This window comes from Mogibacterium timidum ATCC 33093 (assembly GCF_000525775.1).
GTDB classification, from domain to species: Bacteria; Bacillota; Clostridia; order Peptostreptococcales; family Anaerovoracaceae; genus Mogibacterium; species Mogibacterium timidum.
Map to the genome: position 1 here is coordinate 39456 of NZ_JALU01000005.1, position 24010 is coordinate 63465.

General features: G+C 47.0%; 24 protein-coding genes. 22 read left to right on the top strand and 2 right to left on the bottom strand.

Going from position 1 to position 24010, the window contains the following annotated elements; all coding sequences use genetic code 11:
* The first annotated feature begins 17 nt into the window (after nt 1-17).
* From prfB to rlmH, 5 genes are all read left to right on the top strand, one after another.
* A protein-coding gene (gene prfB, locus HMPREF0581_RS01995) for a peptide chain release factor 2 (protein ID WP_156918790.1) occupies nt 18-1134 on the top strand; the annotation gives its coding sequence in 2 pieces (ribosomal slippage) (nt 18-83 and nt 85-1134; 1116 coding nt in all).
* A complete protein-coding gene (locus HMPREF0581_RS02000) occupies nt 1134-1775 on the top strand; it encodes an HAD family hydrolase (RefSeq protein ID WP_009643940.1) in 642 nt (213 codons plus the stop codon). The genes prfB and HMPREF0581_RS02000 overlap by 1 nt, the downstream gene beginning before the upstream one ends.
* Before the next feature lies 1 nt (nt 1776).
* A complete protein-coding gene (locus tag HMPREF0581_RS02005) occupies nt 1777-5055 on the top strand; it encodes a PD-(D/E)XK nuclease family protein (RefSeq protein WP_036379926.1) in 3279 nt (1092 codons plus the stop codon).
* Nucleotides 5048-5860, top strand: a complete 813-nt coding sequence (locus HMPREF0581_RS02010) for an MBL fold metallo-hydrolase (RefSeq protein ID WP_009643951.1) — start codon at nt 5048-5050, stop codon at nt 5858-5860. Before HMPREF0581_RS02005 ends, HMPREF0581_RS02010 begins: the two co-directional genes overlap by 8 nt.
* 23 nt (nt 5861-5883) lie before the next feature.
* Entirely contained in the window at nt 5884-6363 is a 480-nt protein-coding gene (gene rlmH / locus HMPREF0581_RS02015) for a 23S rRNA (pseudouridine(1915)-N(3))-methyltransferase RlmH (RefSeq protein ID WP_036379929.1), read from the top strand.
* 185 nt (nt 6364-6548) lie between these two features.
* Here the strand turns inward: rlmH and HMPREF0581_RS02020 are convergent, their stop codons facing one another.
* Nucleotides 6549-7433 (bottom strand): DMT family transporter, encoded by an 885-nt coding sequence (locus HMPREF0581_RS02020; RefSeq protein WP_036379931.1) that lies wholly within the window; start codon nt 7431-7433, stop codon nt 6549-6551.
* A gap of 173 nt (nt 7434-7606) precedes the next feature.
* Between HMPREF0581_RS02020 and HMPREF0581_RS02025 the strand changes: the two genes are divergently transcribed.
* From HMPREF0581_RS02025 to HMPREF0581_RS02075, 11 genes are all read left to right on the top strand, one after another.
* Nucleotides 7607-8503 (top strand): LysR family transcriptional regulator, encoded by an 897-nt coding sequence (locus HMPREF0581_RS02025; protein ID WP_036379932.1) that lies wholly within the window; start codon nt 7607-7609, stop codon nt 8501-8503.
* A gap of 260 nt (nt 8504-8763) precedes the next feature.
* On the top strand, nt 8764-8946 hold the full coding sequence (locus HMPREF0581_RS02030; protein ID WP_036379934.1) for a DUF4044 domain-containing protein: 183 nt from the start codon (nt 8764-8766) through the stop codon (nt 8944-8946).
* Nucleotides 8947-9147: 201 nt separating this feature from the next.
* On the top strand, nt 9148-9474 hold the full coding sequence (locus HMPREF0581_RS02035) for a hypothetical protein (RefSeq protein WP_036379937.1): 327 nt from the start codon (nt 9148-9150) through the stop codon (nt 9472-9474).
* Complete coding sequence (locus tag HMPREF0581_RS02040; protein ID WP_036379939.1) at nt 9461-11443, top strand: V-type ATP synthase subunit I; 1983 nt, start codon at nt 9461-9463, stop codon at nt 11441-11443. Before HMPREF0581_RS02035 ends, HMPREF0581_RS02040 begins: the two co-directional genes overlap by 14 nt.
* A complete protein-coding gene (locus HMPREF0581_RS02045) occupies nt 11443-11916 on the top strand; it encodes a V-type ATP synthase subunit K (RefSeq protein WP_009643949.1) in 474 nt (157 codons plus the stop codon). Before HMPREF0581_RS02040 ends, HMPREF0581_RS02045 begins: the two co-directional genes overlap by 1 nt.
* 46 nt (nt 11917-11962) lie before the next feature.
* Complete coding sequence (locus HMPREF0581_RS02050) at nt 11963-12532, top strand: V-type ATP synthase subunit E (protein WP_036379944.1); 570 nt, start codon at nt 11963-11965, stop codon at nt 12530-12532.
* Nucleotides 12533-12559: 27 nt separating this feature from the next.
* A complete protein-coding gene (locus tag HMPREF0581_RS02055; RefSeq protein WP_036379946.1) occupies nt 12560-13555 on the top strand; it encodes a V-type ATP synthase subunit C in 996 nt (331 codons plus the stop codon).
* Complete coding sequence (locus HMPREF0581_RS02060) at nt 13548-13868, top strand: V-type ATP synthase subunit F (protein WP_009643929.1); 321 nt, start codon at nt 13548-13550, stop codon at nt 13866-13868. The genes HMPREF0581_RS02055 and HMPREF0581_RS02060 overlap by 8 nt, the downstream gene beginning before the upstream one ends.
* An 11-nt stretch (nt 13869-13879) precedes the next feature.
* A complete protein-coding gene (locus HMPREF0581_RS02065; RefSeq protein WP_036379950.1) occupies nt 13880-15658 on the top strand; it encodes a V-type ATP synthase subunit A in 1779 nt (592 codons plus the stop codon).
* On the top strand, nt 15651-17024 hold the full coding sequence (locus HMPREF0581_RS02070; RefSeq protein ID WP_009643943.1) for a V-type ATP synthase subunit B: 1374 nt from the start codon (nt 15651-15653) through the stop codon (nt 17022-17024). Before HMPREF0581_RS02065 ends, HMPREF0581_RS02070 begins: the two co-directional genes overlap by 8 nt.
* 24 nt (nt 17025-17048) lie before the next feature.
* The gene (locus HMPREF0581_RS02075; RefSeq protein ID WP_036379953.1) at nt 17049-17738 is read left to right on the top strand and encodes a V-type ATP synthase subunit D; all 690 of its coding nucleotides are present in this window, start codon (nt 17049-17051) and stop codon (nt 17736-17738) included.
* 370 nt (nt 17739-18108) lie between these two features.
* On the opposite strand, the gene HMPREF0581_RS02080 is transcribed toward HMPREF0581_RS02075, so the two are convergent.
* A complete protein-coding gene (locus tag HMPREF0581_RS02080; RefSeq protein ID WP_036379955.1) occupies nt 18109-19608 on the bottom strand; it encodes a phosphohexomutase domain-containing protein in 1500 nt (499 codons plus the stop codon).
* Between the two features lie 264 nt (nt 19609-19872).
* Here HMPREF0581_RS02080 and HMPREF0581_RS02085 point away from each other — a divergent pair, with 264 nt between their 5' ends.
* From HMPREF0581_RS02085 to srtB, 6 genes are all read left to right on the top strand, one after another.
* Nucleotides 19873-20109, top strand: coding sequence for a hypothetical protein (locus tag HMPREF0581_RS02085; protein WP_009643935.1), 237 nt, complete (start codon nt 19873-19875; stop codon nt 20107-20109).
* A 57-nt stretch (nt 20110-20166) separates the two neighbouring features.
* Nucleotides 20167-20607 (top strand): Rrf2 family transcriptional regulator, encoded by a 441-nt coding sequence (locus tag HMPREF0581_RS02090; protein WP_036379957.1) that lies wholly within the window; start codon nt 20167-20169, stop codon nt 20605-20607.
* A 99-nt stretch (nt 20608-20706) separates the two neighbouring features.
* Entirely contained in the window at nt 20707-21708 is a 1002-nt protein-coding gene (locus HMPREF0581_RS02095) for an SIR2 family NAD-dependent protein deacylase (RefSeq protein ID WP_036379959.1), read from the top strand.
* A 292-nt stretch (nt 21709-22000) separates the two neighbouring features.
* Nucleotides 22001-22180: a hypothetical protein gene (locus HMPREF0581_RS08885; RefSeq protein ID WP_009643945.1), complete on the top strand. Its 180-nt coding sequence runs from the start codon at nt 22001-22003 to the stop codon at nt 22178-22180.
* The gene (locus tag HMPREF0581_RS08470; protein ID WP_242835188.1) at nt 22126-22602 is read left to right on the top strand and encodes a flavodoxin; all 477 of its coding nucleotides are present in this window, start codon (nt 22126-22128) and stop codon (nt 22600-22602) included. The genes HMPREF0581_RS08885 and HMPREF0581_RS08470 overlap by 55 nt, the downstream gene beginning before the upstream one ends.
* Nucleotides 22603-23029: 427 nt before the next feature.
* Entirely contained in the window at nt 23030-23980 is a 951-nt protein-coding gene (gene srtB, locus HMPREF0581_RS02110; RefSeq protein ID WP_051426893.1) for a class B sortase, read from the top strand.
* The last annotated feature ends 30 nt before the right edge of the window (nt 23981-24010 follow it).

Sequence of the window (24010 nt, forward strand, 5' to 3'; positions counted from 1 at the left end):
TATCATAGGAGATTACGATGATTGAGCTAGATGAGATAAAGCAGACTTTACCCGAGGAGCTGAGCAAGCTCGCAGAGGTAGGAGATTATCTTTGACCCTGCCGGATTAGCGACTAAGATTGATGACATGGAGCAGGAGATGCTGCGCCCCGGTTTCTGGGATTCTCCCGACGAAGCTCAGAAACTCATGAAGCACAAAAAGCATCTCGAAAACGAACTCGAGCAGTACAACGGACTGAGGCAGGGCTTTCAGGATGTAGCCGATATGATTGAGCTGGCAGACGAATACGACGACTACTCAGAGGCTAAGGACATCATAAGAACCTTCAGGAGACTCCACGAGGAAATGGAGGCTCTTGAGCTCAGCAGACTGTTGACCGGCAAGTATGATGAAAAGAACGCAATCCTCAGCATCCACGCCGGCACAGGCGGGGTAGATGCCATGGACTGGGCAGAGATGCTGATGAGGATGTATCTCAGATACTGCGATCAACATGGCTTTAAGACGGACGTGGTGGATTTGCAGAACGATACGCTGGCCGGTATCAAGAGCTGCACCATAGTGATAAGCGGCATCAATGCATACGGCTATCTGCGCAGCGAGGCGGGCGTGCATAGATTAGTCCGCATTTCACCTTTCAATTCTGCCGGCAAGAGACAGACATCCTTCGCGGCAGTGGAGGTGCTGCCGGATATGGGCGACAGCATCGAAGTCAACATTGCCCCTAATGACCTCAAGATAGATACCTACAGGAGCTCCGGTGCGGGCGGACAGCACGTAAATACCACTGATTCGGCCATTCGAATCACACATCTCCCAACCAACATCGTTGTAACATGCCAAAACGAGAGATCTCAGCTATATAACAAAGAGATGGCTATTAAGATTCTCGCTTCGAAGCTGCAGCAGCTCGCTGAGCAGCAGCACAAGGAGAGCCTCGATGAGCTCAAGGGAGACATGAGTCAGGTAACATGGGGTGCACAGATTAGATCCTATGTGTTCCAGCCGTATACTATGGTCAAGGATCACCGCACCGGCACGGAGGTCGGAAATGTGAGTGCGGTCATGGATGGCGCTCTCGATGACTTTATCAGAGCCAAGCTGTCTCAGGAAGCAAAGGAGAGGAGTAGCTAGTGAAGAAGCACATAGTGTTCGATTTTGATGGCACAGTTCTCGATACTGACCAGCTGATTATCGACTCCTGGCAGGCGGTATTTCGTCGGTTCAGGGGCGAAGAAACTACTGAAAAGCTGATACTCTCTACATTTGGCGAGACAGTTGCGAATACAGTGCAGGAGCTTTTTCCGGAGGAGAATGCGGAGGAGGTTATGCAGGTTTACCGCAGCTATCAGCAGAAGCACAGCGCAGGAGCCTACAGATTATATCCGGGCATCCGCGAGCTGCTCGGCGAACTGAAGGAGCACCGCTACAAGCTGTCAATCGTAACGTCCAGGCTCGGCAATACCACGATGCAGTATTTAGGCGAGATGGGTATCAAGGATAAGTTTGATGTTATTGTCACTGCGGACGATGTGACTTCCCCAAAGCCTGATCCTACACCCTTGTTGACAGCGATGGATAAGCTCGGTGTTGGCAGGGACGAGTCGATAATGCTCGGCGACACGAGATTTGACATAGGCTGCTGCGTCAACGCCGGAGTGGACAGCATCCTCGTCGGCTGGGGCAGGAGCTGTGGCCGAACCTCACTGAGAGGTCTTGAGCCTACATATAGGATCTATCAACCCGGGGATTTGTTTGAGATAATCGAGGGATAGCATGCTTAACCTATTTATGGCACGCGAGTGCATGAACAAGGAGAGATTCATATACGAGAATATACACGGCAAGGCGTATGTGCTGGTGCCCAACCAGTACACGCTTGTCGCTGAGGAGCAGGCACTCAAATATACGGAGAGTGCCTGCCTTCTTGATATTGAGATTCTATCTCTCAGCAGGCTGGGTCAACGCGCGCTGGCTGAGCAAGGCAAGGAGAACATAGAGATACTCGACCGCTACGGCCGTCACATGCTGCTCTACAAGATCATCAAGTCTCATCGTGACGAGCTTGAGGTATTCAAGTCTGCGGCGGACCAAAATGGGTTCATAGACATGGTCAACGACTTTATCGCTGATTTCAAGCAGCAGGACTGCACGCTGTCCGATCTGGAGGCTATGATCGCCGCGAATGATTCCGGCGAGATCCTATCACGTAAGCTGTGTGAGTTGAGAATTATAATCGAGGAATACGAGACTGAGCTCACGGGAAACTACATAGACTCCGAGGACTACAGCTCGATGTACGTCGCGGCTATCGGGGAGTCGGAGCTACTGCGAGACCATACAGTGTGGGTCTATGGATTTGACAGTCTAGCCCCCAAGTACATGGATGCCTTAATTGAGATGGCCAAGCGGGTGGAAGTCAATCTTATGCTCAATGTCAGCGACTTCGGGCTGGATATCAGTCTAGGTGACGCACTTACTGCAAAAGCAGGTGACGCGGGTGTTGCAGTGTCCCGTGCGTCCGTAGCGGACCGGTACAGAGAGTCTTCGAGATCAACGCTGGATTATCTGGAGCGGAATCTGTTCAGGACGGTGTCAGGATCTAATGATGCAGGCATTGGGAATGTACCGGATACAGAAGAGATTAACGATGAAATCAAGCTGGTTGAATGCGCCAATCCGTTCTATGAGGCAGAGAGCGCAGTGTCTTACATATACGAGCTCATAAGAGATAAAGACTATAGGATGAGCGATATAGCGGTTATCTGCAACGATGATTCGGCAAGGCAGCCGATCATCAGGCGGACCTTTGATGAGTACGGTATTCCTCTGTTTGTCGATTCGAGACGTACTATCACCGACTCGATGGCGGCTCGCTTCATAGTCAGTCTGATGGAATTCGTGCTGTTCAACTATAGAACCTCTGCGCTGTTTGTATTGCTCAAGACTGAGCTGACGAACGTAGAGAGGGAAGCAGTAGAGCATCTCGAGAACTATGCCCGCAACTACAGGATTCGCGGCAGCATGTGGACGAAAAAGTTCAAGTACGGGCACTTTGATTATACTGACAGCGAGTTCAATCAGCTTGAATCAACCAGAAGCTTTATCATGGAGCAGGTGCTCAAGCTGCAGAACATAGTCGAGGCTTCCGGAACTGTGAGTGAATTCGTGGACGGCTTGATTAAGCTGCTGGAGGAGGAATGGCAGCTGCCGGCCAGACTCACGCGAGCAGCTGAGAGGCAGGCTTTCGAAGGATATAATGAGGAAGCGCAGAATACAGCTCAGAGCTATGAAGCCTGTGTCAAGATTCTCGAGCAGTTGTCGACGATTCTCGGCGATGAGATTTTTGACAATAACAGCTTTGCAGAGCTGATGCAGCTCTACAGGAAGGGCCTTGAATCCATCGATATCGGAGTCATCCCTCCCGCTCTCGATGGAATCACTATGGGGTCGATGATCAGAACCAGACCGAGACCGCTCAAGGCTATGATAGTTCTGGCAGCTAACGAGGGAGTGTTGCCGATGGAGCCATCGCCGGAAGGACTTTTTTCCGTAGATGAGATGGCATTTTTCAAGGAGCATGATTTTCCTATAGGACACCTCGACGAGATCAAGATGACCGAAGAGAACGTAGCCATGTACAGGCTCATCTCCAAGCCGTCCGAGAGGCTGTATGTAAGCTGGGCGCTATCCGACTCGGAGGGGCAGGACTGCAAGCCGTCATCGTTGGTTGATACACTGCGATCAGCATTACCGCAGCTGAAGCTTCACAAGGATGTCGTATCGAACGGACTCGAGATGAGCGTGGTAAACAATCCCAAGACAGCAATGCGCCATCTGCTCAACTATCTCAAGGGACGCCGGTCGCAGGAGCAGATATCCGATGCCGGACAGGTCAAAATGATTACAGATTCGATAATCTCGTGGTATAAGTGCAATAATCCACAGGTACTTGGCATAGCTATGAAGGCGGCGCGTGAGGACAACGCGGCAGAGCCGATTTCAGCGAGAATGGCAGGACGGCTCTTTGCCGGATCTAACGGTGAGTTTTCTTTCTCGCCGACAAGGATTGAGAACTTCAATCACTGTCCTTTTAAACATTTTGTGTCTTACGGACTAAGACCTCGTGAGGAGCGTGAGTTTAGAGGGTCGTCACGAGAGATAGGTGATATATATCATGAGTGTATAATGAGGGTCTCCGAGGAGCTTGAAGCTGAGAATCTCTGGGGGACCATCAGCGAGGCTGAAATCAACCGGCTGGTACAGGAAAAACTCAAAGAGATTGCTGCCGATTATAGGGACGGATTGTTCGTAGCGGATGGACGAGAACAGTACAGGCTCGATAGAGTTGCACGGGTCTGTGCGCGCGTAGCTGACAATCTGGCAGAACAGATGAGACAAGGTAAGGTCGAGAAGTCCTATTTTGAGGAAGAATTCAGAAGAGGCAGGATATTTGACCCGATTGAGCTGACGATAGATAATCACAAGGTGTTTATAGAGGGCAAAATTGACAGAGTCGATGTATTTGAAGGTGGAGATATGCGCGTCATCGATTACAAAACCGGCGGAGATAAGGTTAACATAGAGCAGATGCGCTGCGGTTATAAGATGCAGCTGATGGTATACATGCAGGGTGCTAAGTCCGATGACAGGAGACCCGCGGGCGTGTTCTACTACAACATCAAGGATTTGTCGGTTCAGATGGGTAATGACGGCGATGTTGCTGACACTGTTAGCAATGAGATGAACAAGGGGATGGCTCTAAACGGACTTTGTGTGGACGAAGCGCATATACTGGACGAAATGCCGGAATCTATGCTGGGCGTCAAAAAATTTATCATCTCAAGAGCAACCTTTGAGAGTATTGAGGCAGACGTGAGCCGGTCAATATACGATATCAGCAAGCGGATCATATCCGGTGATGTCAGTATTTCGCCAACCAAGACGAAGGCTGCAGCTGATATCAAGGGAGAGTGTAAGTACTGCAAATACAACTCAATATGCAGATTCGATATAACATACAAAGGTAACAGGTATAGGGAAGTAGATGGGTAAATTGAGGATTGCATCTATCGGCAGCAGCAGCTCCGGTAATGCGTATATAGTTTCAAATGGCAAGACGAGGCTGCTGCTCGACGTGGGACTTACAGCCAAGCGTATCAAGGAGGGTCTGGCTGAATGTAACCTGACCTCAGATGATATCCAAGGCATATTTGTGACTCACGAGCACGTGGATCACGTCAAGAGCATCAGGGCAATTGCCAAGGCATGCGCAGGAGCCAAGGTGTACACGTCTCGAGGCACAGCCGGCAGCTGCGATAAATTTGAACACATACGAGCTGAGCAGCTCGAATACATGTCTGCCCAGGATGTGGTAAGGATTGGTGACCTAAGCATCAAGGCTTTCGCTCTATCGCACGATGCTGCTGAACCGCTCGGATTCAGCTTCATGGAGGAAGGTGAACAGCTCTCGGTAGCGACGGATACAGGAGTTGTTACAGACGAGATAGATGAAGAGGTTAAGCACGCAAATACACTGGTGCTGGAAGCTAACCACGAGGAAAGCATCCTTCAGATGGGAGATTATCCGTATTCTCTCAAACGCAGGATACTGGGAGAATATGGACATCTGTCCAACGTCGCAAGCGGCATCACTATCGCCAGGGCTCTGTTGGCGCGCAAGTGTGTGGGACGCTCGGATAGCGATCAGCGTATTATGCTGGCTCATCTCAGCTCTCACAACAATACTCCTGATACCGCGTTGCTGACGGTCCGTAATATTTTGGATGAGAATGAGCTCTGTCAAGGTAGCGACTTTACGATCAAGGTTGCTGCGAAGGACAGCCTTACAGTGCTTTAATAGGCATAGGCAGAGGGAGAGATATGAAGATACGAATCATATGTATAGGGAAGCTCAAGGAGAAATATTGGACTGCGGCAGTCGCCGAGTACAGTAAACGCATCGGCAGTTATGCCGATATTGAGATAGTCGAGCTCAAGGAAAGCAAGCTTCCTGCAAACCCATCGCCTGCGGACGAGACCAATGTGCTCACACGCGAGGGAGAGAAGATCCTTAGTAGAATCAAGGATAACGACTATGTGATAGCGATGGAAGTAGAAGGACAGCAGCTTGACTCTGTGGAGCTGTCCGGAAAGCTGCAGAGAATATTTGATACAGGATCATCTACTATCGATTTTATCATTGGAGGCAGCTTGGGCTTATCAGATAAAGTTAAGCGGAGAGCAGACTATGGGATGTCTTTCTCCATGCTCACCTTCCCGCATCAGTTGGCAAGGGTGATGCTGCTGGAGCAGGTGTATAGAGCGTTTAAGATTAGTAACGGGGAGACGTATCACAAATGAGAATATAAGTCATGTTTGGTTATATCATGTTGTGAAACCGGCATTTACCTACTTTACAAGTACTATATATAGTAATTCAAGTACGAGGAGACCTCCGCTTAAGAGCAGAGGTCTCCTCGTACTTTTACTTTATACTTTGTGAACATTATAAGGTTTAGGAATATCTCGTAATGTCGTAAACGAGTTTAATGGTATTCCTTGTGATTTGAGAACATAGGAGCAAGAGCCGGAATTACTATACTTGTGAGTATTAATAATCCGCCTATTATGCCGGTTAGCCCAAGCCGTTCTCCCAGGAATATGTAGCCCAGAATCGCTGTTATCAGCGGGTTAAAGGCACAAAACAGGCCGGATATTGACGCGGATAGTCTGCTTTGTGCTACGGGCTGCAGTGTGAAACCGAAACACGTGCACACGATTGCCAGAAAGAACAGAACGCCCCAGGCTGCAGGTGCGGTTGGGAAGGATGGCCCTTCAACAATCATCGCAAGTGTGAAGGATGAAAGACCTATAAATGCTACTTGGATTATCCCGAGCATAAACGGATCATCTCGTTTTGAAAACCTGTCTGTGGCAATTACTGCACATGTGTATGCCAGTGCGCTGAGTATGCATATAAACTCTCCTAAGCTAAGCCCGAGATGGCCGCCTTTGAGAGTAAGGAATCCAACTCCGATCAGTGCAATGATTGCGCTGATGATCACACTGATCTTAGGTGCTTTTTTTACCAGTAAGGCATCTACCAACGGTACGAATATAATTGCTGTGTTCTCCAGAAATGACGTAGTCGAGGAGTTGGTCATCTTGAGTCCGATAACTTCAAACGACATAGTCAGTAAAAAGAAGGAACCGATTATAGAACCGTGCATCAATATGCTTTTATCTATCTTCTTCATATCCTTTCGGAAGATAAACAACATGATTATGGCAGCAAGCGGGAATCGGTAGCCGTTCATGGTGAGCGGCCCCATATATGACAAACCTGTTGTTGCAAATAACAGCGACGTTGCGCGTAGTGCAATAACTGAAAACAGCAATATCATTGCATGATTTCGCCTTTTTGTCTTCACTTCGCCCCCCACTCTAAATGTAAATCTTTCTAAAAGTAAATCTGATGTTCTATTATTATAAAAAAAATATTAATTTGCGAATATCGCTAATTAATCATATTTATTGTGATAAAATATCAACATCTATTAAACGTCTTTATTTAATGCTTAATAGTAGGAGTGATATTTTATAGATGGAAACTGAAAAGGTAAAAGCACTTCTTCGTGCACTGGAACTTGGTAATATGTCTTCTGTAGCAGCTGAACTCGGCTATACTCCTTCAGGCATGAGCAGGATGATGGCTTCTCTTGAGGATGAGACAGGCATGCGGTTGATTAACAGAAGCAGGAACGGCATTACGCCGACGAATGAATGTAAGAGACTGCTCGCGAATTTTTCAGCACTCGTCAGCGCGGCTAATCACGTGGAGCAGAGGGTAGCGGAGATATCAGGGATTATAACCGGAGAGGTACGTGTTGCGACAGCGTATTCGACATATTACAAGCTATTTATGGAGCTGATTAAGCAGTTCTGCGTAAAGTACCCGGGTATCAAGGTTGACCTGACATCAGGCAGGAGTACGGCGCTTATGGAGAAGCTACAGAGCGATGAGCTGGACTTTTGTCTCATAAGCTACCGTGAGGGCAACTGCGAATGGATACAGCTCTTTGAAGATCCTTTCTATATATGGGTTCCAAATGATCATCCGGCTGTTGCAAAAGGTGTGTACGATATCTGTCAGATTACCGAGGATAGTTACATTGACCTCTATCCGGGACTTGAAAGCGACAGCTCACGTCTGTTCGCATCACACAATTTCGTGCCAAAGATTAAGTACACGACCTCGGATGCTTATGCGGCCTATGCAATGGTTGAGGCGGGGCTTGGTGTTACCTGTGCAAATGGTGTCTCTATAAACCAATGGAAGGGCAATGTTACAGCCCTGCCGTTTGCGCCTAATCACAATGTTCCGATCGGTATCGCTGCGCCAAACCCGGGGCAGATCTCCCCGGCGGCGAAGAGATTCAAAGATTTTGCGACTGCATTTTTTACTGAACATATATCGGAAATGATGGAAAATGTTAAATAAAAGAAAAAATATAGGCCAGATACAATGTTAATGGTATAAATTTTGTGAAAAATAATAAAAATTAGTGAAGCTATCACATAAGTATTAATTAAGCATAGGTTTTATGCATGTTTCAATTATTTTTTTTGTGCATGTAAGAACAAAACAATAGATAATATTGATTTTCATGATAAAAAAATAGTAGACTTATCATATACGTTCATATAGAAATATACGTAGATATTATGTGATATAGAAATCGTGAGACGGGAGAGTTAAAGATGAACAAAAAGGCCAGAAAAAATGACATAAAGTCCGGTGAGATTCACGCAAGACGTTCATTTGTAACGGATAGATCGAACAAAAGCAGGAGAGATAAAATGGTGCGTGTTATGGCGATCATCATGATTGCTTTGATGGTAGGTTTTTCGTTCATAACGGCAGGAATATTTCTTTTAAATTAGATATATTATTTCGATAAAGTTTTCAGAGGCGAAAATAGGTTGAATTGTATTCTGTGACAAGGCTTTGACAAGCTGAAGCCTTGTTTTTTAATGCTTCCAGTTTGTAAAGGATTTTAATGAGTGATATAATTCAAATTAAATTACGTGCTATACAGTTTTGCCAATTGCGGTTGAAACGTATAGGGCAGAAAGGATACGCTTATGTCGATAGCAGGTATTGAAAAAGTTAGAGAAGCTGAGATTCAGGCTGCTCAGATAAGGAAGGAATCTGAAGAGGCTGCAGCTCAGATTATAGCTGACGGAAAAAGAGAAGCTAAGATGCTGCTTGAAGAGGCTGACAGAAAGGGCAATGAAGCTTATAGAGCTGCAATGCAGACAGCTGAGACCAAGGCTGAAGCGCTCTATCAGGAAAGGATAGACTTGGGAGCCGCAGCCTGTAAAGAGCTTAAGTCGGCGGCTAGGGAGAATCTCTCACGGGCAGCTGAGACGATCATCGGAAAGGTAGTGGGTACTTATGGCAACAGTTAAGATGAACAAGTTGTCCGTCATAGGTATGAACGATGAGAAGCAGACATTGCTCAGAGAGCTCATGGATCTTGGAGTTGTCGAGGTTAGCAAACCGGAGGACTTGTTACAAGACGAAGAGTGGAAGAAGCTGGTTGTCCGGGATGGCGATGAGACTGCAGTTGCAGAGTTTGATAAGAAGATTTCTGCTGCCGATACTGCCATATCTCTACTGGATAGATATGATAGCAGCAAAAAGCCGATGTTCCCGGCTCGCAGGGTTATGAGCGAAGCGGAGTTCAAGGAAATTCAGAGCAAGGAAAATGATTTTGCGGAGAAGGTGAATTTCCTCAATTCGTGCGGCAACAAGATAACCGACGCATACGCTAAGGTGAACTCTGCTGAAGCACTCAAGCTTTCGCTGGAGCCCTGGAATAACTACGACCTCCCGATTGATTTGACGTCAACCGATTCGTTAAGTATCAGAATCGGATTGATGCCGCTGAACACAAACGTTGAGGGTGTTGCCAATGAACTCGAGGCTGCAGGCCACTCATCGGTTTTTGAGAGCATCAACAAGGATAAGGAGCAGCAGTACGTCATGCTTTGGTATTTCAAAGCAGACGAGGATGAGGTGATGGATGCAGTCAAGCGCCACGGCTTTACACAGGCTCCGATAGCTGATCTAAAAGGTACTGTAGAGGAAAACCTCGCTCAGGCCGATAGGACGATCGATGAGGCTAATAAGGAGATAGGTGCTCTAGAGCAGAGAATCAAGAGCATGAGTGATGTCAGGACCGATGTCGAGAGCTACCACGATATGATGGCAGTTGAGCACGACAGGGCATACGTCAGGAGCAGGCTTCTGACTACAGATGAAACGTTCACCTTTGACGGATGGACACCGAAATACGCTTCCGGCAAGGTTGAGAAATTGCTGGAAAAGTATACATGCTGGTACGAGCTGACAGAACCGGAGGAGAGTGATGACGTGCCTGTGCGCTTACAGAACAAAAAGTTCTTTGCACCAATCGAATTCATCACCGAGATGTACTCGTTGCCGAACTGGAAAGAAATAGATCCGACATCTATATTCGCAATCTTCTATATCATATTCTTCGGAATCATGTTTGGAGATGTGGGCTACGGAATCATCCTATGCGTTATGTCGGTGTATGCAATTAAGAAGAACAAGCTGTACGAGGGCGGACCGTACAAGCTGCTCAGAGTGCTATTCTACAGTGGAATCTCCAGTATATTCTGGGGGGTAATGTTCGGAAGCTTCTTTGGAGATCTCATTCCTGTAGTTGCTAAGACGTTCTTCGGCAAGACAGTCGTCATCAATCCGCTTTGGCTCGACCCGGCCAAATCACCGATGATTTTCCTAGTGTTCTCGTGCGGACTCGGTGTTATACACCTCTTTGTCGGCATGGGAATCAAGGCATATCAGCAAATCAGGGACGGTAAGGTCCTCGAAGCATGCAAGGATGTATTTGCATGGTATCTTATCGTTAGCGGCATAATTCTTATGCTGTTCGGAACCAGGGTCGCTCCGGGAGCTCCGAAGGTTGGCAAAATTATGACTATCGTAGGTGTTGCGGCGGCAATCCTACTGCCATTCATCGTCAACAAGGGGGTTACCAAGGGACTGGGAATCTGGGACATATACAGCGGGTTGACAGGAAATCTGTCCGATATACTCTCGTATTCGAGACTTCTCGGACTTGGACTTGCTTCCACATCTATCGCACAGGTATTTAACTTCCTGGCTTCGATGGGAGGCAAAAGTATAGTCGGCGTGGTTATGTTCCTTGTAATCGCAATTCTGGGACATACGCTCAACTTCGGAATCAATGCTCTTGGAGCATTCGTTCACTCCTGCAGACTTCAATATGTAGAGTTCTTTGGCAAGTTCTACGAAGGTGAAGGCAGGGCGTTTGAACCATTAAGCAGGGATACGAAGTATATAAATATAATCAAGGAGGCAAAATAATGAGTTTAGGTCTAACATTAGCTGTACTGGGTGCAGCAATTGCTACAATCGCAGGTGTAGGAAGTGCTATTGGTGTCGGTATTGCCGGTGAGGCAGCTGACGGTGTAATGTCCGGAGACAAGGTAAGCTTCGGTTCTACACTTGTACTACAGGCTCTTCCAGGCACGCAGGGAATTTACGGAATGGTTATCGCTATCCTGATTCTCACTAAGATAGGAATTCTTGGCGGCAACCTCGCAACAGTGACAACCAATCAGGGTCTTGCATTCCTATTTGCAGGAATTCCAATCGGTGTAGTAGGCATTGTATCCGGCCTTACACAGGGCAGAGCCGCTGCAGCCGGCATGCAGCTGATCTCCAAGAAGGATGGAGCACTGGGTAACGCAATTATCTACGCGGTAATGGTTGAGACATACGCTATCCTCGCATTCATCATCTCCTTCCTTATGTACAACGGAATCCGGATTGGTTAAATCGCGGTAAATCGTTGTTACTGATATATAGAAAGGGACGGTAAGAATGAGTATAGAGTCTATAACAGAGAGAATCCGTAAGGAGGCTCAGGCTTATTCCGACGATCGTAGAGCGGAGGCAGAAGCTGTAAAAGCGGAAGCACTCAAGACGGTTCAGGCAGAAGCAGACAGGCTGATACAGAGACGTGAGGCGGAGGCTGAAAAGGATGCCGAGGTTCTAATAAGCAGAAGACAGTCGGTTGCGGATCTCGATGCGCGCAAGATGAAGCTCGCTGCCAAACAGACGGTAATTGACGAATGCTATGATACGGCAGTGGAGCGGATTCTTGGCCTTCCTAACGCGGAGTATGTCAAGTTCATCTGCAGACAGCTTGGCAGCTTCCAGCAGGAGGGCGGAGAGGTTCTGCTCAATCAAGCAGATAGAGATAGAATCGGCGCTGACCTTGAGAACATGTTCAAAGGCACAGCGCTCAAGCTAAGCGATGAAATTGCTGATATCAAAGGCGGGTGCATCCTTAGAAGAGGCAATATCTCATACAATGCTTCACTTGAGAAGCTATTATCGAGTGTAAGAGAAGAGTTGACCGCAGAGGTTGCCGGAATTTTATTCAAGTAACCGCAGTAACCAGAAAGGAGGCGTATTTTGGGAGCTGATTTCGTATATGCGAGCTCATATGTGAGAAGCCAGGAGAGAAAGCTTCTCTCGGGAGAGCAGTTTCGCAATATGACAGAGTCTAAAAATATCGACGATATATGCAAAATTCTGCAAGATGCTGGTTATGGTTCTGAAGGCAACGCTTTGACAGCAGCAAATTATCAGGATGTATTGAAGCAGGCAGAGGCCTCGTTCTTCGCTGAAGTCAAGGAACTCAGCAAGAGCAGCAAGGCACTCGATATATTCTGCTATCCTGCTGACTACCACAATCTCAAGGTGCTGCTCAAGTCAGAGGCGCTGGGCGTAGATAGAGACGAACTTCTCATGGAGAGCGGAACTGTCAGCACAGGCGATATGTCCAAGAGTGTCAGAGAGAGGGATACCATGTTGCTCACCGAGAATATGATCCGGGCTCTTGACGAAGCTGTAGCAGTTCATGCACGCTCAAATGATCCGCAGATGATTGATTTCGTCTGTGATAAGTATTGCTTCGCTGATATTGTCGAGGCGGCAGCGAAGTCAAAAAATGATTTCGTCGAAGGCTATGTAGCACTTTGGATTGACACGATTAATCTCAAGACTTTTGCTAGAGTCAAAAAGATGGGACAACCATGGAAGTACTTTGAAAACGTATTTATTTCAGGCGGATCCGTGGATATGCAGGTGTTCCTCGATAGCTACGACGAGGACTTCAAACAGGCGGCGGACAGATTCCTTCCTTATGACATAGCTAAGGCTGTAAACGACGGCGGAGAGGCAATCGATACTGGTGGGAATTTCACGATGCTCGAGAAGATTTGCGATAATCTGCTGGTTGAATACAGCAGAGGAGCCAAGACCGTGACGTTTGGCCTGGAGCCGCTCGTTGCGTATCTCATCGCCAGACAGAATGAGATTAAGGCTATCCGCATCGTGCTCGCCGGGAAGCTGGCCAAGATGAGTCCGGATTTGATAAGAGAAAGGCTGAGGGAGACTTATGAGTAAGATTGGTATTATTGGTGATGCCGATAGTGTGCTCGGCTTCAAGGTCTTCGGTCTGGATGCATTTGCGTGCAGAAACAAGGATGAGGCTGCAGAGAAATTGCATAGTATCGTGAAGGATGATTATGGAATCATCTATGTCACTGAGAAATATTACAAAGAATTAGGTAATGAAATCGCAAAATATGAAACCCTGCGTATTCCGGCAATCGTTCCGATTCCGGGAAGCGACGGGAGCTATGGCGCGGGTCTTAACAACGTCAAGAGAGCTGTTGAGAAGGCTGTTGGTGCCGATATACTATTTGGCGATAAATAATGGAGGTAATCATGGAACAAGGTAAAATCGTTAAGATATCCGGACCTCTAGTAGTTGCTTCGGGCATGAGCAATGCAGATATGTACGACGTGGTCAAGGTCGGACATCAGGGCCTTACAGGCGAGATTATCGAGATGCGCGGCGGAAATGCTTCGATTCAGGTATATGAGGAAACTGCTGGACTACAGCCGGGTGAGCCTGTATTTTCAACAGGGGCTCCGTTGTCTGTAGAGCTCGGTCCGGGACTTATTGAGACTATTTACGACGGAATTCAGAGACCGCTGTCTGTTCTACTCGAGAAGACAGGCACCAATATTGCCAGAGGTGTATCGGAGCCGGCGTTAGACCATGACAAAAAATGGGATTTCGTTCCGGCTGCAAATGTCGGCGATGAGGTTTCCGCCGGAGATGTATTGGGTACAGTCAAGGAGACGATCGCCGTAACACAAAAGATTATGGTACCTTACAGGGTCAGCGGTAAGGTTAAGAGCATCGAGAGCGGCAGCTTTACAGTTGATGAGACTGTTGCAGTTATCGAGGACACATCCGGCAGGGATGTAGAAGTCAAGATGCTGCAGAGATGGCCGGTCAGAGTTGAGCGCCCTTACAAAGAGAAGCTTTCCCCGGACGAACCGCTGATCACCGGACAGAGAGTTATCGATACGATGTTTCCAATCGCAAAGGGTGGTGTAGCGGCTGTTCCCGGACCTTTTGGATCAGGAAAGACGGTTGTACAGCATCAGCTGGCTAAGTGGGCAGACGCGGATATCGTAGTTTATATCGGCTGTGGTGAGCGCGGTAACGAGATGACAGATGTACTCAATGAGTTCCCTGAACTGGTTGACCCTAAGACAGGCGAGTCATTGATGCGCAGAACTGTCCTCATCGCTAATACATCCGATATGCCGGTAGCCGCTAGAGAGGCATCGGTATACACAGGAATTACAATTGCCGAGTATTTTAGAGATATGGGTTACTCCGTAGCGTTGATGGCTGACTCGACATCCAGATGGGCTGAGGCTCTGCGTGAGATGTCGGGACGTCTTGAGGAAATGCCCGGCGAGGAAGGATATCCGGCATATCTGGCATCCAGGCTTGCGCAATTCTACGAGAGAGCCGGTAAGGTTGTGTGCCTGGGAAGTGACGGCAGAGTCGGTGCACTTTCGGCAATCGGGGCTGTATCGCCTCCGGGAGGAGATATTTCCGAGCCTGTGTCACAGGCAACATTGCGTATTGTCAAGGTGTTCTGGGGGTTGGATGCCAACCTGGCACACGCCAGACACTTCCCCGCTATCAACTGGATGAACAGCTATTCGTTGTATTCAGACAGACTCAATGTGTGGTTTGCGGAGCATGTCAACAAGGCTTTTCCTGTTCACAGAGCTAAGGCTCTCAAGCTGCTTCAGGAGGAGGACGAGCTCAACGAAATCGTACAGCTTGTCGGAGTAGACGGTCTGTCAAAGGAAGATCAGCTCAAGCTTGAGGTCTGCAAGATGATTCGTGAGGACTATCTACACCAGAATGCATTCCATGAAGTTGACACATTTACATCTACAAACAAGCAGTTCAAGCTGCTCGACCTAATCCTTCACTTCTATGATGAAGGTCTCAAGGGACTTCAGGAGCACGCTGATTTCAAGGCTGTTGCATCCATGCCGCTTCGCGAGAATATCGGTAGATTCAAGTATCTGCAGGAAGATCAGGTTGACAGCGAATACAGCACTCTGACCGAAAAGCTGGATGCATCCGTAGATGAGCTCATTAAGAAGGCAGGTGAACTGAATGATTAGAGAATATAAGACTATTTCTGAGGTAGCCGGCCCTTTGATGGTTGTTAAGGGTGTAGAAGACGTAGGCTACGATGAGCTGGGAGAGATTGAGCTCGCAAATGGCGAGCTGAGACACTGCAAGGTTCTTGAGCTCAACGGCACTGACGCTGTCGTGCAGCTATTCGAGAATTCCGCAGGAATGAATCTCAAAGAGAGTAAGGTCAGGTTCCTTGGTCACGGCAACCAGCTCGGTGTATCTCTCGATATGCTCGGAAGAGTATTTGACGGAATGGGCAGACCTATCGATGGCGGTGCTGAGATTATCCCGGATAGATACATGGATATCAACGGACTCGCTATGAATCCGGCTGCCAGAGAGTACCCATCTGAGTTCATTCAGACTGGTGTATCCGCAATCGACGGACTGAACACGCTGGTAAGAGGACAGAAGCTTCCACTCTTCTCCGGATCGGGACTGCCACACGCTAACCTTGCAGCACAGATTGCCAGACAGGCTAAGGTTCGCGGGTCTAACAGCAAGTTCGCTGTAGTATTTGCAGCCGTAGGTATCACTTACGAGGAAGCCGAGTTCTTCATGACTGACTTCCGGAGGAGCGGTGCTATCGACCGCTCCGTAATGTTCCTCAACCTGGCTAATGACCCGGCTGTAGAGCGTATCGCGACACCTCGTATGGCACTGACCGCTGCTGAATATCTGGCATTTGAGCAGAATATGCACGTACTGGTTATCATAACTGATATTACAAATTACTGCGAATCTCTCCGTGAGGTTTCCGCAGCTCGTAAGGAGGTTCCCGGTCGTCGCGGCTACCCGGGATACCTGTACACTGACCTTGCAACTATGTATGAGAGAGCCGGTAAGAAGAAGGGCATCGATGGTTCTATAACTATGATTCCTATCGTATCAATGCCTGAAGATGATATTACGCATCCAATTCCCGACCTTACAGGATATATCACCGAGGGACAGATTATCCTATCCAGAGACCTCTACAGAAAGGGTATAACACCACCGATTGATGTACTTCCGTCGCTGTCCCGTCTAAAGGATAAGGGGATAGGCGAAGGCAAGACTCGCAAGGATCACGCGGATGTGCTCAACCAGCTGTTTGCTCTTTACGCAAGAGGTAAGGAGTGCAAGGAACTGATGGCTATCCTCGGAGAAGCTGCACTCAGCGATGTCGATAAGCTATATGCAAAATTTGCAGATGAATTTGAAAACAAATACGTATCACAGGGATACGAGAAGGACAGATCCATCGAAGAAACTTTAGATGTAGGCTGGGAGCTCCTCAGAACTATGCCTAGATCTGAGCTCAAGCGTGTACACGATGAGTACCTGGATGAATTCTATGAGCAGAAGTAGCTTAGTTAAGGAAGGGATGATCTTATGGCAAGATTAAATGTTAATCCGACAAGAATGGTCATGTCTAAGCTTAAGGGGCAGCTCAAGGTGGCTATCAAGGGGCACAAGCTCATGAAGGATAAGCGAGATGAGCTGATGCGTATCTTCCTTGATCTCGCTAGAGAGATCAGGGCTCTTCGCGAAGAGATTGAACCTATACTGGAGGATGTGTACGGAAGCTTCTCCGTTGCGCGTGCCGTAATGACACCGGAAATGTTGGAGGAAGCTCTGATGTACCCTAAGCAGAGCGTTAAGCTTGTAGCTACTGAGAAGAACGTGATGAGCGTCGATGTCCCATCCTTTGATTTTGAGCAGGAGAACACGCAGACTGGCAGCGTATATCCTTATGGATTCGCAACTACGTCGGGTGAGCTTGATAAATCCATAGAGAAGCTGTCGGAACTCTTTCCTAAACTGCTTCGGCTTGCCGGAATGGAGAAGGAAGCTATGCTGATAGCCGATGAGATAGAGAAGACCAGAAGGCGCGTTAACGCCCTTGAGTACGTCAAGATACCTGACTATCAGGAGACCATCAAGTATATCAAGATGAAGCTTGATGAGAACGAGAGAGGTAACCAGACGAGACTCATGAAGGTCAAGGACATGATACTGCATGAAAATATTGAGCAGCAGCGTGCCAAGGATGAAGAGATGCTCGCCAGTCTGGCAGAGTAAGAGCTTAGGTATTACATTCCTATAGAGTTAGAGCGGAGCCGAGAGACTCCGCTTTTCTGTTGGTTCCAAAGAGGCTATATCTGAGGGTTGTAAAGTTTTAGCTGTTGATATTGACGGCTTTAATATTCTTGTTGAACAAAAAGAAAAGTTCAGAGACTACTGCTTATAGCAAAAAATGGAATTGGGCACATTTGCTAACGATGAGCCCATATACGGCTTAATTTGGTTATCACTTTCAGGTTATAAACCAGGGCGGAGTCATGTGCTCCATCCTGGTTTATAAATTATTGATACGATCAAACGGGGGACGTGAGTGGAATTATATTATGCATTGTACCCTTACCGTGTTATAAAGTTAGTCAATTGCAATTCATCTATCGCAGGACTGAAGTATAACTCCTGACTGCGTCTCCATAAATTCTTTAATTTTATCCAGTGCAAGCGGTATTCCGCCTTCATTACTCGACTCGACGTTGAGCGGCATAACCGGGTCGTGAAGCGATTTCCTGAGCAGGAACCAGCCGCTGTGACCACCAAGGTCGAAGTTGACTCTGACCCCCTCGTAGTTAGGCTGCTCCGGCGATAGTCCATCTGTTTGCTCAACCCACATCTTCATATCCTCAAGAATCTTATCACCGACTTCACTGTAATCTTCAGTTGTGAGATCAAATCTAATCTCTACGGCTTCTGCGGGTTCTCCGAGATCTGCGATCATGGTTTCGATGCCTTTGCCTTCCTTCTTGAGGTTAGCCGCGTTAATTATAATCTGAACTGCCAGAAATGCACCGTCATCCAGATAGTAGTTGTCAGAGTATGCAGCATGTCCGGAAGTCTCAATTGCCAGGAATGCCTGTTCGCCTTCCTTGGACAACTCCATAGCCTTGTTAATGACATTGCGATATCCGCGCTTAAAACGAAGATGCTTGAGCCCAAGCTTATCCTCCAGGAAAGTGTGCAGCTCGTTGGATGTGATGCTGTCTGTGACAACTGTGCCACCGGGATAATCATCCGCACCGATTGCGGCAGCTAGAGCGACGATTCCGTTGCGGCTGATAGGCTTGCCATCAGAGGATACGGCTGCGCTTCTATCCACGTCCGTGTCAAATATTATTCCGAGGTCTGCACCTGTCTCACGAACCCGCTTGCATATGGAAGTCATGGCATCCTTGTTCTCCGGATTCGGCTGATGGTTCGGGAAAGTTCCGTCCGGATCGAGGAACTGACTGCCGCTGATGTCAGCGCCGAGAGGGGCGAGGACACTGTTTGCAAAGAATCCGCCCGCACCGTTACCTGCGTCTACCACAATCTTCATGTTGCTGAGATCTCCTCCGACTCCCATGCTGATCATCGAGCGCAGGTGAGCGGCATACATCTGCATCAGGTTGACACTCTCTGCATGGTATTCAAAAGGCAGTATGTGAGCACTTGCGGCGTATTCGAGTACTTCCCTTATGTCGGATTTGTTGAGACCACCTTCAGCGGTGAAGAATTTGAAACCGTTCCTGTTAAACGGCAGGTGGCTCGCTGTGACCATAATTGCTCCATCAAATTCATAGTACGGCATGATTGTCGACATATACATCGCCGGTGTAGATGCAAGCCCTGCATCGCTGACCTGCACACCTAGATAAGCCATGCCGGACATCAGAGCATCTGCAAGGTCGATCCCCGAGAGTCGCGGATCTCTGCCGACGCATATCTTGAGGTCAAACGAATTCTTCCCGGTCTTGAAGCCTAGCCAATGTGCAAATGACGCACCAATTGCCAGCGCATCGTAGCGAGTCAAATTAACTTCTTCACCCTCAACACCGGGAAGCGCGATACCTCGGATGTCGCTGCCGTTTTGAAGCTTAAATATTTCTTTACCCATGTTTCTCTCCCATTATGTATTGAAAAAATAAACCGAATGTTGCCTTTTGATTGACCACATAATTAAATCAACGCGAGTATGCATTTCCTTATGGTACAAATATATTATCAATATTATACAAAATAATTGTCCGGAAAGGTTGGGAACTTGGTGATATAGGAATAATAAATATGATTATGTTCAACTGTCATTCCGGGATTATGTTCAAGTATCATAAGGCACGAGAATTTAATTATCAAATCGCAGAGAAGGCTTTTGCTTCTAATGCTTGTTTTTTCTGTAATTCCTATTCCCGTGAAGACCACCGTCAATAGCATCCGCGCTTTCGAGGCCGGAGACAAGGTTTGTCTGCAGACCGTCTACAGCTTCGCCGGAGTCGGCGAGCAGGCAGCTTTCGACATCTTCCGCTTCAATGTTGACGACAAGCTTGCCAAGCATTGGGCTGTTATGGAGACCATTGCTGCCAAGGCGATATGGCAGAATCAGAACGGTGAATTTTAATGTAACCGTTGAAATTACAACGGGCTTAATGTAGAATGGTAGCCGGAGGTGGTTCATATGCAGATATCGAGCAGATTTACCGTGGCTTTACATATCTTCACCTGTGTGGATACGTTTAAGGATGAATATAAGGTGACGAGCGACTTCCTCGCAGGTAGCATAGGAACCAACCCGGTCATTATTCGCAAGATACTCACACAGCTTCAAAATGCAGGACTCATCACGGTAACAAGAGGAACCGGCGGAATCAAGCCAACAAGAGAACTGTCGGAAATATCCTTCTATGATGTATATCAGGCTATAGAGCCTTTGGAGGGCGGTGATTTGTTCCGGTTCCATGAGAAGCCGAGCCCACAGTGCCCTGTCGGAGGTAATATCCATGCATTGCTGGACGCAAAGCTGAACGCGATCCAGAATGCGATGGAGGACGAAATGAAGAAATATACAATAGAGGAGCTGCGGACGGGAATGCAGGAAATTTTCGGGAAAGAAGCATGATACAGAAACAGATGTGCGGCCGGAACGGCTACTCGCCTATCTTGTGGAGTAGTTAAAGGGCGATCTTCAATATTTTTAAGGATGAGGACAAAAAATACTATGAAAAGCTTATACGGTGAACTGCCGAACGGCTATCAGGAAAGTATCCGGAAAGGAATCAGCGCGGTGAGGTATCTCAGCGGACATATGTCCTATGGTACAGGTACAGTAGAGGAATGCGTCAGCAGATTGAAATATGAATTGGATAATGCCGATGCAATTGTGATTGGAGCCGGAGCAGGCTTGTCCACGTCAGCGGGACTTACCTACAGTGGTGAACGATTTGAGAAATACTTTTTTGATTTTGCGAAGAAATATGATATCCGTGATATGTACTCCGGCGGCTTTTATCCTTTTCCGGACGATGAAACACGTTGGGCATGGTGGGCAAGGCATATCTATTACAATCGCTATATCGACGCTCCGAAGCAGGTATATCAGGAATTGTATGAATTCGTGAAGGATAAGGATTATTTCGTCATCACCACTAATGTGGATCACCGGTTCCAAAGGGCGGGGTTTGATAAAAAACGGTTGTTCTATACACAGGGTGACTATGGTTTGTTTCAGAGCGTGAATCCATCACTGCAGAAGACCTATGATAACGAAGAATGGGTTATGAAAGCAATGGCGGCACAGGGTTTTATCAAAGATGAAAGAAGAATATTCCAGGTACCGGAAAGCAGCAGTATCACCATGCGGATTCCAACCGACCTGATCCCGAAATGCCCGGATGACGGTTCAGAGGTCACTATGAATCTTCGCGCGGATGATTCCTTTGTTGAGGACGAAAGATGGCACAGAGCATCGGCGGCTTATTACGATTTCCTTCGCAGACATGAGGGTCTGCATGTACTGTATCTGGAACTTGGCGTTGGAGCCAATACGCCTGTCATCGTGAAGTATCCGTTCTGGCAGATGACACTTGCCAATGAGAAGGCTGTTTACGCCTGCATAAATTACGGAGAAGCATTCTGTCCGGGCGAGCTTGAAAATCGAAGTATCTGTATAGATGCGGATATTTATGAAGTGCTAAGAAAATACGCCTATGGGCATTTCTAGGGATACTCATAGGCGTGTAATAGATTGTAATATGAGTTGCTTTATCTCCTTCTTAAATCAGTCGAACTGCTTATTCCCGCAGAAACGTGCATACTGCACAACGGCCTCAAATTGCTCCGGAAGATATGTTTCGATCAACATAAAAGAAATGCTCCTACATGATGATATACCCGTCGTGTATACCATCATAGATGAAAAGCATTAGACTTTCAATTGGAGAACCAATAATATGTAATCAAAGACATCGGAAGCATCTATAAACAGAAGCAGTATACGAAGGAGGATATCGATAATGAAAAAGATATGGTCTGTTCTGCTGGCCGCAGCTATGATGCTTTCCCTAGCGGCATGCGGAAGTTCAAATAATAACACTTCGGAATCATCTAAAAAAAGGGTTCTGAATTTAAAGGGAAAGCCATCGTTGTTTATTATTCCGGTTCGGGAAATACAAAGAGAGTTGCAAATTTCGTAGCTGACGAGCTCGATGCAGATACTTTTGAGATAATTCCCGCCGTGCCTTATTCTGATAGTGACTTGAACTGGAGAGACCGGAACAGCCGCGTTAATAGAGAGCACGACAACGTATCTCTTCAGTATGTAAAGCTTGCCTCAACAGAGGTTCCGAATTGGAGCGATTATGACGTGGTTCTGTTCGGTTATCCAATCCGGTGGGGTGAAGCACCGTGGATCGTGAACAATTTCATCAAGAGCAACAATTTCACCGGGAAAAAGGTCGTTCTATTTTGCACATCCGCAAGCTCAGGAATTGGAAGCAGCGGAACAAATCTTGAAAAAATGGCAGGGACAGGTGACTGGCTTGAAGGAAAACGCTTCTCGGAAAAACCCAATAAAGGCTCGGTCAGGGAATGGGTTCGGGGACTGGATCTGAAATGATCATCCCCGTATCGGCGGGCTTGGTATCTGCGGTTCCGGCTCATATATGTCGGTTGCCGGTGTGAAAGAGCCGCGAATCAAGTCTGTTGCTGCAATCGTTCCCGCCATCTCCGACATTTCTGCTTCTCCGATGATGGGTTTTTATAAAAAAGCAGATAATTTACGGAGAAAGAGGCGATAGAGTAATAATTCCACATATAACAAACAAATCCGCAGACAGTTGAAGCAATGCTGTCTGCGGATTTGTTTCGTCACAGAAATTATACAGACCGAATTAAGCTTTATGCTATTATTAACAGTGCGTTATGAGAGACTGCAACATTGAGTTAGCTATTTGGCAGTGATATAATCTAGCCTTGGAGATGTGAACCATAGCATAATATAGCATAATATAGAATAATTGGGAGAGAACAGAAGGAGAGCTGTTATGAGAAGTGACAAATACAATGACGTCAAGCCTAATCAGATAGTGTCTGAAGAGGTTGCTGTTGAGCCCAAAGGAGTTGCAGAAGTCGATACCTCAGAGTCTCTTAATAGGGGCAAAAAAGCGAAAAAGGCTAAGAGCAAGGTTAAGAAGAAAAAGAAGAACCGTGCAGTTGACTGGGCATTTAGAGTCATAATATTTTGTCTTGTTTGCGTAATTTTGATTAGCGGTTATAAGGTAGGTACAGCGCTTTATAATTACTACCATTCAAGAAGCGGCTTCAAGGAGGTCGCAAAAGAAGCCAAGGTCGACCCTAATCAATTCACGGGAATTGTTGATTTTGCAGCTCTCCGGAAGCAGAATCCGGATGTTGTAGGTTGGATTTACCAGAAGGATACGATTATCAATTATCCGATTATGCGTGGCAACAATAACGATATCTATCTGCATACAGATATTAAGAAGAAATATAGTGTGTCCGGTTCAATCTTCATGGATTACCGTAATTCTGCCGATTTCTCGGATTTCAATACGATTGTGTATGGGCACCATATGCATGACGGCAGTATGTTCAAGTCGTTGAGGGGGTATACGAAGGAAAACGATTATTATGACAGTCACAAGACCTTTGAGCTTATTACACCTGATGCCAAATATCATCTGCAGGTATTCGCTTCTTATATCACCCCGGCAACCAGCGATGCCTATAAGAATTCATTTAACAGTGAAGCAGAAAAACAGGCTTTCATAAACTATGCCAGGACAAATTCAAAAATCAGCGTAGAGGGCGTTAATATCTCTACTAAGGATAGGATCGTTACGCTAAGCACCTGTGCATACGACTTCGACGAAGCCAGATATGTGGTTGTATGCAAGATGATTCCGTGGACTAAGGCTGAGGTCAGAGCAGGAGAAAAGCTTCAAGCAAAAATAGATAAGCAGAACGGCAAATAAGGATTCGGCAAAAATTTGAAATTACGGCGA